The sequence below is a fragment of the Paenibacillus sp. FSL M7-0656 genome, assembly GCF_038003225.1.
GTDB classification, from domain to species: Bacteria; Bacillota; Bacilli; order Paenibacillales; family Paenibacillaceae; genus Paenibacillus; species Paenibacillus amylolyticus.
Map to the genome: position 1 here is coordinate 1,908,981 of NZ_JBBOOT010000001.1, position 15,631 is coordinate 1,924,611.

At 46.2% G+C, this 15,631-nt stretch carries 15 protein-coding genes; 3 read left to right on the plus strand and 12 right to left on the minus strand.

Translation table 11 applies throughout. The annotated features are described in order from the left end of the window. Positions 1-117 precede the first annotated feature (117 nt). Positions 118-1,173, plus strand: a complete 1,056-nt coding sequence (locus MHI01_RS08185) for a YkvI family membrane protein (protein WP_036609619.1) — start codon at positions 118-120, stop codon at positions 1,171-1,173. Positions 1,174-1,308: 135 nt separating this feature from the next. On the opposite strand, the gene MHI01_RS08190 is transcribed toward MHI01_RS08185, so the two are convergent. The 6 genes from MHI01_RS08190 to MHI01_RS08215 form a co-directional block, all read right to left on the minus strand. Then, positions 1,309-2,439: a glycosyltransferase family 4 protein gene (locus tag MHI01_RS08190; RefSeq protein ID WP_340982906.1), complete on the minus strand. Its 1,131-nt coding sequence runs from the start codon at positions 2,437-2,439 to the stop codon at positions 1,309-1,311. A 193-nt stretch (positions 2,440-2,632) separates the two neighbouring features. Then, positions 2,633-3,181: a GNAT family N-acetyltransferase gene (locus tag MHI01_RS08195; protein ID WP_340033016.1), complete on the minus strand. Its 549-nt coding sequence runs from the start codon at positions 3,179-3,181 to the stop codon at positions 2,633-2,635. Positions 3,182-3,287: 106 nt separating this feature from the next. After that, positions 3,288-4,328, minus strand: coding sequence for a hypothetical protein (locus tag MHI01_RS08200; RefSeq protein WP_340982907.1), 1,041 nt, complete (start codon positions 4,326-4,328; stop codon positions 3,288-3,290). A gap of 97 nt (positions 4,329-4,425) precedes the next feature. Next, a complete protein-coding gene (locus MHI01_RS08205; protein WP_340982908.1) occupies positions 4,426-5,229 on the minus strand; it encodes a Cof-type HAD-IIB family hydrolase in 804 nt (267 codons plus the stop codon). Positions 5,230-5,573: 344 nt separating this feature from the next. Beyond that, positions 5,574-6,320 (minus strand): pseudouridine synthase, encoded by a 747-nt coding sequence (locus tag MHI01_RS08210; protein ID WP_340982909.1) that lies wholly within the window; start codon positions 6,318-6,320, stop codon positions 5,574-5,576. Continuing rightward, entirely contained in the window at positions 6,317-8,014 is a 1,698-nt protein-coding gene (locus tag MHI01_RS08215; protein WP_340982910.1) for an RsmB/NOP family class I SAM-dependent RNA methyltransferase, read from the minus strand. The genes MHI01_RS08210 and MHI01_RS08215 overlap by 4 nt, the downstream gene beginning before the upstream one ends. Before the next feature lie 221 nt (positions 8,015-8,235). Here MHI01_RS08215 and MHI01_RS08220 point away from each other — a divergent pair, with 221 nt between their 5' ends. Then, positions 8,236-8,784, plus strand: coding sequence for a thioredoxin family protein (locus MHI01_RS08220; RefSeq protein WP_036609632.1), 549 nt, complete (start codon positions 8,236-8,238; stop codon positions 8,782-8,784). A gap of 217 nt (positions 8,785-9,001) precedes the next feature. On the opposite strand, the gene MHI01_RS08225 is transcribed toward MHI01_RS08220, so the two are convergent. The 3 genes from MHI01_RS08225 to MHI01_RS08235 form a co-directional block, all read right to left on the minus strand. Then, positions 9,002-9,484, minus strand: a complete 483-nt coding sequence (locus MHI01_RS08225; RefSeq protein WP_074094460.1) for a DUF309 domain-containing protein — start codon at positions 9,482-9,484, stop codon at positions 9,002-9,004. After that, positions 9,471-10,286 (minus strand): GTP pyrophosphokinase, encoded by an 816-nt coding sequence (locus MHI01_RS08230; RefSeq protein ID WP_036609636.1) that lies wholly within the window; start codon positions 10,284-10,286, stop codon positions 9,471-9,473. The genes MHI01_RS08225 and MHI01_RS08230 overlap by 14 nt, the downstream gene beginning before the upstream one ends. 134 nt (positions 10,287-10,420) lie before the next feature. Further along, the gene (locus MHI01_RS08235; protein ID WP_017689366.1) at positions 10,421-11,518 is read right to left on the minus strand and encodes a quinone-dependent dihydroorotate dehydrogenase; all 1,098 of its coding nucleotides are present in this window, start codon (positions 11,516-11,518) and stop codon (positions 10,421-10,423) included. Positions 11,519-11,773: 255 nt separating this feature from the next. On the opposite strand from MHI01_RS08235, the gene MHI01_RS08240 reads away from it, so the two are divergent. After that, positions 11,774-11,911, plus strand: coding sequence for a hypothetical protein (locus MHI01_RS08240; protein WP_017689367.1), 138 nt, complete (start codon positions 11,774-11,776; stop codon positions 11,909-11,911). 42 nt (positions 11,912-11,953) lie between these two features. On the opposite strand, the gene MHI01_RS08245 is transcribed toward MHI01_RS08240, so the two are convergent. The 3 genes from MHI01_RS08245 to MHI01_RS08255 all read right to left on the minus strand — a co-directional run bounded on the left by MHI01_RS08245 (position 11,954) and on the right by MHI01_RS08255 (position 15,276). Continuing rightward, on the minus strand, positions 11,954-13,396 hold the full coding sequence (locus MHI01_RS08245; RefSeq protein ID WP_340982911.1) for a L,D-transpeptidase family protein: 1,443 nt from the start codon (positions 13,394-13,396) through the stop codon (positions 11,954-11,956). A gap of 219 nt (positions 13,397-13,615) precedes the next feature. After that, positions 13,616-13,858, minus strand: a complete 243-nt coding sequence (locus MHI01_RS08250; protein WP_017689369.1) for a ferredoxin — start codon at positions 13,856-13,858, stop codon at positions 13,616-13,618. A 116-nt stretch (positions 13,859-13,974) separates the two neighbouring features. Next, complete coding sequence (locus tag MHI01_RS08255) at positions 13,975-15,276, minus strand: DNA polymerase IV (protein WP_076249898.1); 1,302 nt, start codon at positions 15,274-15,276, stop codon at positions 13,975-13,977. Positions 15,277-15,631: the final 355 nt, after the last annotated feature.

A 15,631-nucleotide genomic window follows, 5' to 3' on the forward strand; every position in this document is an offset into this window, starting at 1 on the left:
GGGACGCATTTCAAACCAAAGCTCATTATCGATTGTCATGACTTTCGTGGGTCAAGCATACCTTGTACCATGGTACCCGCATGTCCAAACTATACAGGGGCCTGAGAGGGGAAACACATGAAACAGGCATTTCGGGTGCTGCAGATCGCATTTACATACATTGGAACGGTTGTTGGAGCCGGCTTCGCTACAGGGCAGGAAATTTTGCAGTTTTTTACCCAGTATGGCAAATGGGCCACCATCACCATAGGCTTATCCACCATGCTCTTTGTCTGGTTAGGTACCAAAATGATGCTGATCGCTCACGATACCGGGTCCCGCTCTTATGAGGATCTGAACAAACATTTATTCGGCCATAAGGCGGGCAAATGGATCACCTGGGTGACCCTTCTCATTCTCATTGGCGTGAACAGTGTCATGCTTGCCGGAGCAGGCTCCGTTTTTGTCGAGCATCTGGGTTTGCATTATCAGACAGGTCTGATCGTCACACTTGTAGGGACATATCTGCTTCTCGGTCGGGGCATTCAAGCCATCCTACAAATGAATAGCATCGTTGTGCCCATGATGCTCCTGTTATCTCTGCTCATGATCACCAGTACGATCCATCATCCAGGTGCTTCCCGATTCATCACACTGACGACAGACTCAAACCCTATTCAAGTGTGGCTGTCTCCACTATTGTATACTTCATTCAATCTGGTGTTGGCTCAAGCTGTTCTTGTGCCTGTAGGTAACCAGATTCGTAGTCGGAATGTGCTGAAGTGGGGTGGAGTATTGGGTGGAATTGGCGTTGGTTTCATGCTGATGGCAGCTCATTTTGCCATGTCAGCTCAGATGCCCGGCATCATCCAATTCGAAATCCCGATGGGCAGCATTGCCTTTCAACTTGGATGGGCAGTGCAATCTGTATATGTATCCCTTATTTTCATGGAAATATTCACTACCTTTGTAGCCGATATCTATGGAATGACCTTGCAACTGAGACAACATATACGTGTCCATCCCCGTTTCATTACATTAACCATTATGCTATTGTGTTACTCACTCAGCCAGTTTGGATTCAGTTCCCTGCTGTCCATCCTTTACCCCATCTTTGGAACTATGGCATTAATCTGGGCTGCCAAATTGGTACTGAACCGCTGGGGCACCTTTCGTAAACGCAACAATATATAAATCTCACGGTCCATGTATTTCATGAATATGAGCATCCGTTTGCCTTCTAACCACAATTCACCGCGGGTACTCTTTCCTTAAACATGACAAAAGGCCGCTGTTTATCACAGCGGCTCGCACTTTTTGCTCTACGTTTTAGGCTTGGCTAGGAAACTGAAGATACATCTTTTTCAGCTCATTGACTGATCTGCCGAGCGAGTAATGTGTTTTGGCTTTTTCACACGCTGAACGGGCAAGTTCATAACGATAAGCCGGGTCCAGCATCACCTTTTCAAGCGCTTCAGCCAATGCAGAAGGATCTTCTGCCGGTACAAGCAACCCATTGCTACCGTTCTCGATCTGTTCCGGTATACCACCTACATCCGTACCCACAAGGGCAAGACAACTCAGCGCCGCTTCAGCAAAGACGGAACCAAATGCTTCTGCCCGTGAAGGAAGTACAAAAATATCAAAGAATGGCATGAATTCCTCAGGGTGCAGTGTGTAACCATAGAAAATGGTCTCATTATAGATCCCCAATCGCTGCGCCAATTCTTCCAGGTCAGGACGAATCGGTCCATCTCCAATAATATGTAACACATAATCATGACCTCGACCCTTCAGTTCCGCACAAGCTTTGAAAAGAATATCCAACCCTTTTGCCGGAACAAGCCGACATACTGTGACCAGCTGTGGTATCGCATTATCATGAGGGATCGGCTTAAAGCGCTTCTCATCAAATCCATTGGGAATCACACCGATGACATCAGGTTCCTTCACGTAGGGAGCCAGATAACGGCGGAACGAATCCGACACCGTCAAAAGGCGCTCTGCCTGGTGTTCCAGCTCACCATATATCGCAAGCAGGAATCGATGCTCCGGTCCATCCGTTTCAATGCGTCCATTAAGGATTAATTCTCGTTCATAACTGGAGTGAATCGTCTGAATGAGGGGTGTATCCGGGAAAACTGTTTTCATCGCAAGTCCTGCAATTGGGTGGTGGGCATGGATCAGATCATAGGACTTCTGAATACGCAGTTTGGTCCACCAAAGATAATCACGATATGTTTGAATATATTTTTGGACAACAGGACTATCCTGATATTCAGTCCAGTCAAACGTTTCGAACTGAACTTCCTCTCTGCCCTTATTGCGAATTCGCTTTGGCAACGAGAACAGATCCATTTCCCACCTCGGGGTTGTAAATCTCTCTTGCATATACGGAATCATAGAGGATACACCTCCGGGCTGCTCCGGAGGAAAGAAAAGCGCCTGCAGCAATTTCACCGTTAGTTTCCCCCTTTCTAACTTACGTACTGCTCTACTATCCATTATGACATAGGGAAGCCGGAACATCTATATTACGATAACTCGTATATACAACATATTCATGAAACGTTCCCCTCAGAAGCAAAAGCTTTAATTCAGCAGTCCATCGCTTGCGGTTGTCGTCAACATATTCATAGGATAGTCAGAATTCTCAGCTCAGTGGCTCCACGGGCTTCTCATATGTACTGTAACCATCGGTCACTCCCAAAAAAGTATACCCGTTCCGCGCGTAAAAGGCGTTCAACGTAGCATTGCTCGCTCCGCAATCTAACCGAACAGTATGTTTGCCTTTAAAATGTATCCCGCTGCTGGACCATTGCAAAATGGACCGTCCTAAACCGCTCTGAGCATATTTTCTTCGAATCGCTAGCCGATGCAGATAAATTGCGCCATCCTCGGCATGAGCTTTTGAACCCCAAAGATGAATATCCCAAGGACTTGGCTGAACCAAAAGGATGACCATCCCCGCTACGTCCGCCCCTTTTTTAAATACAAACACATCCCCACGCCGAATCGCCCCTGCCGTATCATGTGAATCTTCACCTTTAAGCAAAGCGTTCCATTGGGAAGAACCTTGGCTCTGTAACCATTCGGCTGTCTCCACCAGCAGCGACATCACATCCTCCATATCTTCCGGCTTCGCCTGAACCGCTTGAAAACCATAGTTAATATATTCGCTACTGATCCTGAATGAGTGCATCATTGTTCTCCTCCGCTTCCTGATCTCTTTTAAACTAATGGTACTATACCGGGAAATGGATTTTTCGTCAAAATGAGAACAAAAAAAGGTAAAAGGCGGTTGCCCTTTACCCATCTATTCTGGCTTCATCAATAATCTGATTTCGATACAACATCGTCAGGTGCACGGTGTCAAACTCCATTTCCTTGTCCAACTCCTGCATCAACACTTCGACCAGGGTCTTTCGCTGAATGCTGGTACCAGGAACCTCGTATTCAATGTATCCCGTCAGATCGGAATGAGAAGTGTCTATTGTTGCTGTTCCCACAGGCAATCCACCTCGCTCCTGAAGAAACAGCTCATATACCCGGAACTCCCGATCCTTACGCTTTAGCATGACATAACATGTTTCTTCAGCAGCTTCAAGCTCATCCAGATCCGATTCATCGGTATCCTCAAATTCCTCGGAGAAATCGCGATGTACCCACTCTAACGTTTCGAGTTCGTTGCCCTGATGCCACATGCGGATTGTAATCGTATCGATGATATCTTCATCCAGCTCTCTGACCAGTAACTCTGCCGCAGCTTCCAATTGATTCTCTTCCGGCTCGTCATACCAGTGTATTTCACCTTGTACATCAGCGCCATATTGTTTTAAGGAAGCTTCTGCTAGTTCCTGCCCTTCGACATCATTGAAAATATACGTCGATATGCTGCGTCCTGCGCTTACCATTTCCATCTCCAGAACCTGATCCCGATCTTCATATGTAAACGATTCGGCTTGTGAAACAGGGATTACCTTACTTCCACTGCTACCTATATCGTCATAGCTGCCTTCGTCATGATTCATCTCTTCAGACGGCCACACTGTCTCTGACTCAGGCATATGCAGAACCGTATGTAATGAGCCACAACTAACCAGCACTTCATAATACGCAGCTTCCAACGCATCTGCAAGAGATCGGACATAGGCATGTACTTTTTCCACGATACGTTGCTCTGTATCATCTGGCAGAGACTCCTGCTCGATCTGAAGACTACCTGATAAACGATCTCCTTCTCTATACACAAGGAACAGTGAGCCTGCATATTGACTATTGACCATCACGTCCTGTACTTCCCCACCTGATGTCCGCAGGTCTGCAACCAATTCCACATCATAATTCATCACGTGTCCTCCTCCATTCCTAACGTTATTCTCTTAGGATGCCCCTGAGGACGGTAGATTATGAGGAAAGCGTGCATTTTAAGTATAAGATGTAGGGTTAGACGGATAACACATATTTTTGGATTGCGTGTGCCACACCCTGCTCGTTATTGGAGAGTGTAACCTCGTCCGCAGCAGCTTTCACCTCGTCCGGTGAATTATCCATGGCAATGCCTTTTCCCGCAAAAGTCAGCATCGTAATATCATTGAAGTAGTTACCAATCGCCATAATCTCCGAAGGCATGATTCCTTTCGATTCGGCAAGCCTTTTAAGCGCAGCGCCTTTGGACGCTTCGGGATGCATCAGATCAATAAAAAAGTCACCACTCCGTGTCATATAATAAGGCAGATTCCAAGTAGACCATTCCTGAAGTACTGCATCCATCTGTTCAATCGGACCAAATGCAGTGAACTTCGCCAGCGGTTCTGTCATGTCAACCCACTTGGGTAACTTCAGTGGCTCAGCCATAAAGTTGTAATACATCTCACGCACCTGCAACCCCAAACCTTCCGGTTGATCCACATACAGACCAAATGCCGTATTGATGTCAAAATGTACTCCATTGGTTCGACAGTAGGATATGATCGGCTCCAGTCCTTGTCCATCTAATGCAAAATGATGAACTACCTCACGGGTATCGACTTGTGCGGTAACGGCGCCGTTATGCGTAATCACATATCCATCCAGTCCCATCTGCTCCATAAAAGGAATCGTGTTGGCAGGACCTCTACCTGAACACAGGACAATCTCTGTTCCCTGACGGGAAGCTTGGATCAAGGTCTCCTGAGTCCATTCGGTAAGTTCATGATGATCATTCAGCAGTGTTCCATCTACATCAAGTGCAATTAATTTATAAGTCATCTGGCTTCATCCTCATCTGTTAGTAGTCGCACCCACCCAAACCCTCCCTTCCGAGGGAGGGCCCCAGAGAGCTCTGCCCTCTGGACTCCCGTCTTGCTCACCGGTGTTAGGTCGGGTCTTGCTATGTCACGGTTGTTGTCGGAACGCTTGTTGCCGGGCACACCGCTGGTCAGCGGCGGTCCCGCCCAAGCTTAACCGGGACCATTACAGGCAGGGCTTCGCCTCCCTCCACAACTCCCTGCTTCACTTCGTGAAGATCGGGAGCTTTCTCGCCTTCGGCGTTAGTATCGGGGCTCCGCTTCCCTCCACAACTCCCTGCTCCGCTTCGCGAAGGTCGGGAGCTTTTACTTCCGCAGAAGGCTCAACTCATCTGCGGTTAGTTCACGATAGCTTCCGATCACAAGATCGGAAGCTAGTTCCAGCTCACCCATGGCAACGCGTTTCAGATAGACCACTCGCTTGCCTACCGCCTGAAACATACGTTTCACCTGGTGAAACTTCCCTTCGTGAATAATAAGCGAGATCGACGAGACCGTGCCTTCTTCCGTTTCTTCCTGACCGAGTATAGTCAGTTCAGCCGGCAGCGTCTTGTACCCGTCATCCAATTGAATGCCCGCATTGAAACGTTGCACATCCGCTTCATCCACGTTTCCCAGCACACGGGCTTCATAGGTTTTGGGCACATGCTTGCGTGGAGATAACAGATCATGGGCAAGTGGACCGTCATTCGTAAGAATGAGCAGTCCCTCCGTATCCTTATCCAGTCGTCCCACAGGAAAAGGATTGAACACCCGATCCTCTTTGCGCAGCAGATCCAGTACCGTCTTATCTCTGTTATCCTCGGTAGCAGACACAACACCCGGAGGTTTATGCAGCATCAGATAGATCATCTCCCGATACACAATCCGCTCCCCATCAGCTTCAATGACGTTGACCTCGGGATTCACCTGTACACCACTGTCTTTCACCGCTTTGCCGTCCACATGGATTCTGCCTTGTTTCACCATCTTTTTGAGTTCACTTCGTGTTCCCACACCCATATGGCTTAATATTTTGTCCAGACGCAACGTTTGTTTGCCTTTTCCACTCATACCGATGTCCACCTCCAGCCTGCCGGATATTCATTCTTCAGTACACCATCAAGCCATTTTCCCCAGCCAGCGGCATAACCATCTACACATACAAGAACGTACCCTTTGGCAAACGTATCCGCCTTGAGCACCACTCGTTCTTCTTCAATATTTAACGTTTCGCCCTTGAGGTATCTCACGGCTTCGCCATCAGCGGATGACAGATTTACGCTTCGCCGTGCTTCAGATGCATTCAGAGCACAGGCAAGCGGGTGGGACGGAACAAATCGTCCATTCTTGATCGTTCCCATAAACCAGCCTGGACGAATGACTTTCAGTCCCTCCAATAGAGCTGCACCAACCGATGATTGATACACCCGATCTCCATAACATACCGTCTCTCCAGTTAACTCAATCTCCAATTGTTCTTTCATAAACTGACTGTAGATCGCAACCGGATCAATACTTGCCGAATCAGCTCCGCGTCCCTGACCCCGTTCCGATTTACGTCCACCGTGATCTTTACCTTTTTTGCTCTGTCTACCCGAATTCTTGCCGCCACCAGCCTGTCTGTCATGGGACTCTCGGGATTCGATTCGCAATAAACGTTCCTTTTTACGATCAGCCTTGGTCATAGCAATTGAAGAAGCAGCAATAGAGTGATCCTTGTTCCCCTCTGCTTCAATCCTGGACACATCCACGACCTGTCCATACTCCATTGCTCCTTCTTTAACTACTCCAGGTTGATCTGTTTCTATTTCTTGCCCTACACGATGCTGCAATACAGCGAAATAATGTCCCTCTCCTTCCAAAAGGTGAGGCCACAATCTTGCGGTGCCACGCGTTTGATCCAATACAGCTTCCGTCTCTTCTGCCTTCTCTGGCATCATCTGACGTACCCATTCCGGACGTCCTGGAGCGAACCCTGTCTCTTCAGGAATGTCCATTACTACGAAATCACGGTTTACATTCAGGAACTCCGCAATCATCGCTTCATTTTCCTCCGGCGCAAAGGTACATGTCGAATATACGATGGTTCCTCCCGGGGCCAGCAACCGTGCCGCAGTCTCCAAGATATCCCGCTGCATGAGCACACATTTTTCCACCGAATGATGTTCCCACGATTTCACCATGTCTTCATCCTTGCGGAACATGCCTTCACCTGAACAAGGCGCATCTATTAATACTTTGTCAAAATAATGAGGAAATGTATTTGCGATCCGCTCTGGCGACTCATTCAAAACAACCGCGTTACGCACCCCGTACAATTCCACGTTTTTGGCTAGCGCTTTCGTGCGTTCAGCATGGATATCGTTCGTCACAAGTACACCCTTGCCTTGCAGCTTTGCAGCAATCTGTGTGGTTTTTCCTCCCGGAGCAGCACATAGATCAAGCACACGATCTCCAGGCTCCACCTGCAATAATTCAACTGGAGCCATTGCACTTGGTTCCTGTATATAATACAAGCCTGCATGATAATAAGGGTGCAGCCCCGGTTTAACACCATGAGGTACATAGAATCCTGTCTCACACCACGGAATAGGTCTTAGATCAAACGGAGCAATCTCATCGAATTGTTCCATCGATATTTTTAGCGTATTCACTCTCAGTCCCGCATGAGGAAACTGTTCATAAGATTTCATAAATTGTTCAAACTCATCACCCAGCAAACTTTTCATTCGCTCAGCAAATATCAAAGGTAACTTTACACCCATATTCCCACTCATCCTGTCTTGGTAAGATTGCAATATCGTTTTATTTTATCATATCCAAGCTTTGCTTTCCTATCATATCGTATCTATTCCACTACAGCGTGTAATGTAGTATAATGGCAAGTAGATTGATTCCTGAGCAAAAATTCGGGTGTTTATGCATATTATCCCAACCTTTATTTTTGCCCAAACTATATTTCGATATGATCGATGGGGGATGTCCAATGAAATCCAAGAAGAAAAAGAAAAGTGCTGCGATCCTTATTTTCCTGGGTATTTTAATCATTATGATTGCAGCACTGGTTGTCGTAGACCAGCAATCCAAGAAACAGATGGATTCAGTGGAAAATGCTTATGGCATCGCTGCTTCCAAGCTTAATCCAGCTACACGGGAGCTACTTAGTGATCCCAACTATCAACAAATTATTGTACCCACTGATCTGAAAGCCAAAATCGATAACAAAGACAGCTTTTTTGTTTATTTCTTTGCTTCCGATTGCTCGCACTGCCGTGCAACAACACCTCAGTTGATGCCGCTGGTTGACAGTGAAGGTATTGAGCTTCCGCAGTTCAATCTGCGTGAATTCGAAGCAGGATGGACCGATTACAATATCGAGTTCACGCCTACACTCGTCTATTATGAGGCTGGTGTCGAGAAAGACCGTATGGTTGGCGGACTGAAAGAGAATGGCAGTGACCAAGGCTACACACTGGATGATTACAAACAATTTTTCCAAAAATATAAAGGCAGTGCCGCTCCTTCGGCAAGCTAACTGCTAGATCCGTTTCCAAAAGTATCTACAATCAGGCACTTGTATCACCAGACACTGTTCTGTTGAAGGACAGGCTATGCCACCTGCAATCATCTGAATATGACGCAACATTCAAAAACACCCCGATCTTTCCCTTTACAGGAATCGTCGGGGTGTTTCATATACATGGAACTTCATATCCATGGGATGCTCATTTGAATGTTAGCGTGATTACGGTTCAACTTTTACTCTGATCCATCGCCTTCATCTTCTCTTCGTATATTCGCCCTCTGGTAGGACTCCGGCGTTGCGGAATATTTGGTTTTAGCTCAAGCGATCTTCTAGATATCTCTTGTTCTAAGACCTCATCAACAATTCGTATGGACAAATCCCTGTAAGTTACAGACTGAACATCTGATTGGGACAGTTGCTTCACGATTTCCTGTACATCCCGTACCAAAGCCCCTAGGTCAATGCCCAGAATCGTAGCAGGATAAGGTTCCAGAAGATCAAGTGAGCTCTGTAACATCATCGTTCCTCCGCGGAGATTGCCATTCCTGAAGTGGTATAAACCAACTGCAATTTGCAACAACCCTTTATAGAGAGAATCCCGGTTACGTTCCAGCCACAATTCTTCCAACACCTCATGGCACTCGAAATAATCCTGATCCCGATTGAAGTAGATTAAGTAGTCAACGTACAGTGGCTCATAGATGCTCATCCGGGTTTTCGCCCTTTCTGGCGTTGTTCAGAAGTTTCTTCACGTCATCCAGCAAGTCTTTGAGCCCTTCCATATCATGCCGTTCCCAGTAATCGTTAAATCGCTTCTGTGCTTCAATTGCTTCACTGACAAGGTGGTAGAAGTATAATTGATGAATGATATTCAATGTTCTTGACACGATATTGGAATCATCCTCAAATGCCTTCTGCGCCTCCAAAATCTGTAGACGAATTGCAGACATCTCGTTGTCCAGTATAAACGCGGCCTCAGCCGTTTTTTTCAGCCTGGTTCTCATCTCATCAGGTAACCCTTCCCGAAACTTGTAACTCAGCGAATGTTCAATGGTAGCCCAGAAGTTCATGGCAAGCGTCCGGATCTGTATCTCGGCCAAAACTTTCTTTTGTCCTAGAGCCGTCTGAACGGGATACTCAATAATCATATGGAAGCTGCGATAGCCGCTCTCTTTGAAATTCGTAATGTAATCTTTCTCAATGAGTACCGTGAGATCCTTACGTCCTCGAATATACTCGGCAACCCGGCGGATATCATCCACGAACTGGCACATAATGCGGATACCTGCAATATCCTCAATGCCTGTTTCCACGTCATCAAGCGACACATTCAGTCGTCTGGATTTCTCCAGAATACTGGATATTTTTTTGACACGACCGGTAACGAATTCAATCGGGGCATACTCTTCCCGTTTTTTCAGCTCCGCCCGCATTGTCTTAAACTTGACTTTCAATTCCTCTACCGCTTGTTCATAAGGAAGTAAAAATGTACCCCAGTCTCTACCGTCCATGCTTATGCCTCCTGTCTCTATAGCGTCCCCTGTTCTATTCCATTATACATGATGTTTGGTGGGGGAAAGAGTCCCGAACCATTTTACGCTCTTCCATGCTTCTATATTTTCAATCCGGGGATCCACATTCCTTCTTAACGATGCTCCGCACCAACCGCTTCAGAGATATGACGATAACCGTCCTTGCGCAGTAACTCACGCAGTCCGGCATGAATACGCCGATTCACCTCAGGTCCTTCGTAGATCAATGCTGTATATATTTCGACCAGACTTGCTCCGGCTTTAATTTTCTCGTAAGCATCCTCACTTGTGAAAATGCCACCTGAACCGATAATCGGAAGTTTGCCTTCGGTCTGGCGATAGATCTGGCGAATAATCTCCGTCGAACGATCACGTAGAGGTTTACCGCTCAGACCGCCTGTTTCCTTCGCATGTTGGTGGGAAAGTCCTGTACGACTGATGGTTGTGTTCGTTGCAATAATACCAGCAACACCGCTGTCTGCAATTGTGCGAACCATATATTCAAGTTCCTGATCATTCACATCCGGTGCAATCTTCACCAGAACGGATTTGGTCGCTCCGCCCGCTCGTGCATGCTGCACGTTCATCTCGTTCATAACCGCAGCGAGCAGTTCCTTCAATTCATTCCCATGTTGCAGATTACGCAAATCCGGTGTATTTGGTGAACTGATATTAACCACGAACAGATCAGCATAATCGTATAGTGCCTGAATGCACTTCGAATAGTCCAAGTGAGCTTCCTCATTAGAAGTTGCCTTATTCTTGCCGATGTTAACAGCCACTGGAATACGCCGATCCTGTAGACGTGCCAATTCACCTGCCATGGCTTCCGCACCAAGATTGTTAAAGCCCATTCGGTTCACCAACGCCTCATCTGGAGGCAAACGGAACAGCCGTGGTTGATCGTTACCTGGTTGTGCAAGTGGTGTCACGGTTCCCACTTCCATGAATCCAAATCCGATGGAAGAAAAGCCCGTTACGGCCTGCCCGTTTTTGTCCAGACCCGCAGCCAGACCAACAGGTGTAGGGAAATGACACCCAAACATGTCAACAGCCAGATCAGACGTTTCACGAACGCCGTACATCACACGCAGTCCGGAAGGAACCGGACGGATGCTACCCACGCCACTAAGGCCGCCAATAATCAGATGATGGGCCTGTTCAGGGTCCATTTTGAACAACAAAGGTTTAGCAAGACTTCTGTATAACAAATCACTCACTCCGTTCTGGTCCGGTACGCCAAAAAGCCGTTGTCCGTCTTTTCATATGTAAAAAAACACTCTACTCACAAGTTTATCTGTTTCTTATTAAAAAGGAAAGTAGTTTGCGCATAGACAGCACAAATCGAATAATACAAAATGCTCACAAGAAATCCACCCGCCCACTGGAAATGACGAGTTGAATTCTTTACAATGAGAGCATGGTTACTCTACACCAGTTCTATTCCAAATAAGGAGGAATAACTCATGGCTCCCAAACGTAAACCACCTGCATTACAGCAAAAGAAAGAAGAAGTGAATCGCAAAGCCATTGCATGGACAGCAGCCAGTGTAGGCGGCCTGATCATCATCATTGGTGCTCTTATCATTATTGCCAACATGTAGATGATTCAGGCTGAATCCATCTGATTCTACATATCAAACAGATCAATTCAGCCAGTGATACGTTTTGTTCGGATTATTCTGCTTTGGAACAAGCGTATGCTGATAACGCTGCTTTGCTTCTGGAACAAGCGTCAGATCTGGCAGTACATCTTCTCCAATGCGTACCGGAGTGCCTTGCGGAGCAAGAGCGAATAACTCTTCTACATCTCCTGTGCGCATTCTCACACATCCAAGGGACTCATCCAGTCCGATACTGTCTGGCTCGTTGGTCCCGTGGATGGCATAATTCGTATTCGAGAGTTGCATACCTCTGCTTCCAAACTCCCCGTTCGAGCGTCCATTCGGATTGACCACTTTATCTGTAATGACAAATGACCCCTCCGGTGTTCGATCACCGCCAAGTCCCACATCATACATACGAACAATGGTATCCCCACTGATTAATGCAAGTTTATGTTTATTCTTATCAATTACAATCTCCAGCGGTTCCTGCAAAAAAGGCTGACCTCCCAGCGTATCTGCAAAAGCGGCATTGTTGCCTTGAGACAAATTCGAAGATGTTGAACCATTTTCTTTACCACTCGAATCGTTCTTTCCTTCCTTTGCCTTTCCTTGATGCAGAGCTAACAGCTTCGGAAACATCTCGGTCATCCCTGACGCAGTCTCTCCCAGAATATTGTTCGGAAATGGCTGAGCCATTTGCGTTACACTCTTGGGCCAAGCATCATTTTTTTTGCGATAGGCAACGATTGCACTTGATAATGATGCAGCTGCTTCCTGCTTGGCGGTCCACGCCAAGGCCATCTTTTTGATTTTCGGTGTAATTTCAGGAGGTTCACAGTTACATTGCTTGGCATCATAACTCTGTGCAGTTAATTTCCCGCTTGTATTGGTTTGTACTATGTATTTCACAGGCATATTTCGTTTCCATAAAGACCAGTCATCCGAGGTTTGCATGCCCAGTACAGCAGAGGTCTCTACTTTTGGGCCAGACCCGGACCAGGCAGCTGCGAGCGCAGCCTCGCCATGATTACCTCCACCAAATGCCGCAGCAGTGAACACATTGCTTGGCGCAATGGATGCAGTTCCAACCTGTTTATCCGCTTCTACAGGCGCTTCGATGTCATCTGTGGATTCCAGTGCTGCTGACAGTGCGTCGGCCGCTTCCCGACTGAAACCCGGAGCGTCCGCAGGTGGCAGACCTGCCAGCACAAGCAGCATTAACAATGTAAGCCACATTTTGCGTCTACGTTGTTTTTTCTCTTTTTGCTCAGACATCTCCACCAGTTTCTCCTGATAGTCTACCCAGATGTCCGCAGGAGCTTTACTGCGTTCAAATGCCTCATAAACCTCGCCCGCTTGCTGAAAACAATAATTGGCTTTGGCCTCCTGTCCTTCGCCCAAATACTCCTTTCCAAGCAAGTACCAAGCCATTTTGTTGTCGGGATGTTTCTTGACATATGTTCTTAGATGAGTATTTTGCATCCGATCCTCCACTATTTCGCCTTTTTCCGTTTATCATTATATATCGGCATAACAAAGCGTTGAATCCATAGGACTTGAGTACCCGGTGGAAAAAAGGGGGTTCGACAATGTTCGTCCTTGATCCACAGATCAGATAATCACAGTTAAATGAATGCAAAAAAAGCACCTTCCCTTGTCGTTAAGACAAAAGAAAGTGCTCTATGTTCATGTGAGAAATAATTAGCCTTCTTTATTGAAAGGCTCGTCCGCTACTTTGATTGAATCTGTAGGGCAGCCATCGCATGCATCCTGCATATCGTCAAACAAGTCGTCTGGAATAGCTTTGACACCATGGTTAGCATCGCCGTCAAAGATAACTTCAGCCAAACCTTCATCATCATAATCGTAGATGTCTGGAGCTGTTGCTCCACAAGCGCCACATGCGATGCATGTGTCTTTTTCAACCCAAGTATATTTACTCATTTACATTCTCTCCTCCTAAAATTCAAAACGTACAGTGTTTTTATCTAGAAACATATTAATACAAAGTAAGGATAATTACAAACATTTTGCAACCACAAGTCTCTATTATCCCTTATTTAATCAAGACTTTGCAAGTTGTCTTTTTGCAGGGAAGTACCGCGCACTTTATGATTACGAAGCAGCACGGAAGGATCGTCTCCAAGCATGCCTGCGGTCACAACAGCATTCTCACCAAATTTATCACGTAACTGATCCATAATCCGAATCAGATTGTCCTTCTTGGGCTTCTGCTCATATTCGAACAAGTCCATCTGTACAGCGGATTCTTCTCTTGGAATCAGGTTTTGAAGTGTCACACCCAGCATGCGTACAGGTTTGCCACTACCCCAATGCTTCTCAAATAGTTTACAGGCCTCACGGTAAATGACCGTTGCATCCTCCGTAGGAACTTCCATTAGACGTGATCGGGTGATTGTCTTCATATCCGGTGTCCGGATTGTTATCTGAATACCCTGGCTGAACATTTCGTGCTTGCGCAACCTTCTGGCTACCTGGTCACTTATATTGAGGAACACCCGATGAATCTCATTCATATCCGATACATCCGCCGGTAAAGTGGTTGTATGCCCAATGGATTTATTGGCCTCCCGTTCCGCGTGAACTGCGGAATGGTTAATGCCATTCGCGGAATTTTTGAGCCATGCTCCATTAACTCCAAATAGTTCGGTCAACATGTTCTCATCCGACTTGGCCAATTGACCAATCGTTTCAATGCCCAGTTTTTTCAACTTTTCGGCCGTTTTTTTGCCAATGCCAAACATCTCGTTGCATGGTCTGTGCCAAAGAATCCGGGGTACATCCCTCATGCGTAAAATGGAGATACCGTTCGGTTTTTTCAGATCCGAAGCCATTTTCGCCAGTAATTTGTTGGGCGCAATGCCTATGGAACATGGCAGCCCCAATTCATCCTTGATTCTCCGCTGAATGCTCTCCGCAATCTCCATTGGATTCCCGAATTGCCTTGAACCTGTAATATCAAGATAACATTCATCAATGGATGTCGCCTCAAGTTGAGGCGTATAACTATACGCAATCTGCATGAAGGCTCTTGAATATTGACGATATAAATGAAAATCAGGACGTATTACAATGAGATCAGGGCACTTTTTCATGGCTTGGTGCACAACCATACCTGTTGAGATGCCTCGATTACGAGCGGCATATGAGCAGGTTACAATTACACCCTTTCGCAGTTCACTGCTGCCCGCAACGGCCGTTGCTTTTCCTCTATATAAATCTGGTTCCTCAGCTTCATGTACAGAGCAGTAGAAAGCATTCATATCGACATGCAGAATTACCCGTCCGGCTGCAGGGTAATATTGATCCACATTTGCTGGAGGATTGCCGCCTGAAGACATCATGAACCCCCGCCCTTTCTTGCACACTAATTAATGAAACGAATTTCTTTCTTCTATAGTATATCAAACCCGTTATGTTAATTCAGTCATGAGCATTTATTTTCTGCGAGATCTGATCAGAGACCGAATAATTAACCAGCCTACACTCACAAAAAGTATCAAAGTGATCAGAGCAATAATCGTATTTTCCCATACAAAAGTCAAAATTAACCCTCCTTTTCTTCCATATATTCCAATTAAAACTCAATAATAGATTATAACATACATCCGGATTATGATTAACATCCTTCTTTTTTCTCTAAAATCCGTTAATTGTTACATGAAACTGCGATTTCTATGTAGCATTTGGCTATAA

Coding starts and splice junctions, on each gene's coding strand:
- MHI01_RS08185 (WP_036609619.1), top strand. CDS start 118: ATGAAACAGGCATTTCGGGTGCTGCAGATCGCATTTACATACATTGGA.
- MHI01_RS08200 (WP_340982907.1), bottom strand. CDS start 4,328: ATGAATTATGATGTGGAATTGGTTGCAGACCTGCGGACATCAGGTGGG.
- MHI01_RS08240 (WP_017689367.1), top strand. CDS start 11,774: ATGGCTCCCAAACGTAAACCACCTGCATTACAGCAAAAGAAAGAAGAA.
- MHI01_RS08225 (WP_074094460.1), bottom strand. CDS start 9,484: ATGAGCATCTATGAGCCACTGTACGTTGACTACTTAATCTACTTCAAT.
- MHI01_RS08220 (WP_036609632.1), top strand. CDS start 8,236: ATGAAATCCAAGAAGAAAAAGAAAAGTGCTGCGATCCTTATTTTCCTG.
- MHI01_RS08250 (WP_017689369.1), bottom strand. CDS start 13,858: ATGAGTAAATATACTTGGGTTGAAAAAGACACATGCATCGCATGTGGC.
- MHI01_RS08205 (WP_340982908.1), bottom strand. CDS start 5,229: ATGACTTATAAATTAATTGCACTTGATGTAGATGGAACACTGCTGAAT.
- MHI01_RS08255 (WP_076249898.1), bottom strand. CDS start 15,276: ATGTCTTCAGGCGGCAATCCTCCAGCAAATGTGGATCAATATTACCCT.
- MHI01_RS08230 (WP_036609636.1), bottom strand. CDS start 10,286: ATGGACGGTAGAGACTGGGGTACATTTTTACTTCCTTATGAACAAGCG.
- MHI01_RS08215 (WP_340982910.1), bottom strand. CDS start 8,014: ATGGGTGTAAAGTTACCTTTGATATTTGCTGAGCGAATGAAAAGTTTG.
- MHI01_RS08245 (WP_340982911.1), bottom strand. CDS start 13,396: ATGCAAAATACTCATCTAAGAACATATGTCAAGAAACATCCCGACAAC.
- MHI01_RS08195 (WP_340033016.1), bottom strand. CDS start 3,181: ATGCACTCATTCAGGATCAGTAGCGAATATATTAACTATGGTTTTCAA.
- MHI01_RS08210 (WP_340982909.1), bottom strand. CDS start 6,320: ATGAGTGGAAAAGGCAAACAAACGTTGCGTCTGGACAAAATATTAAGC.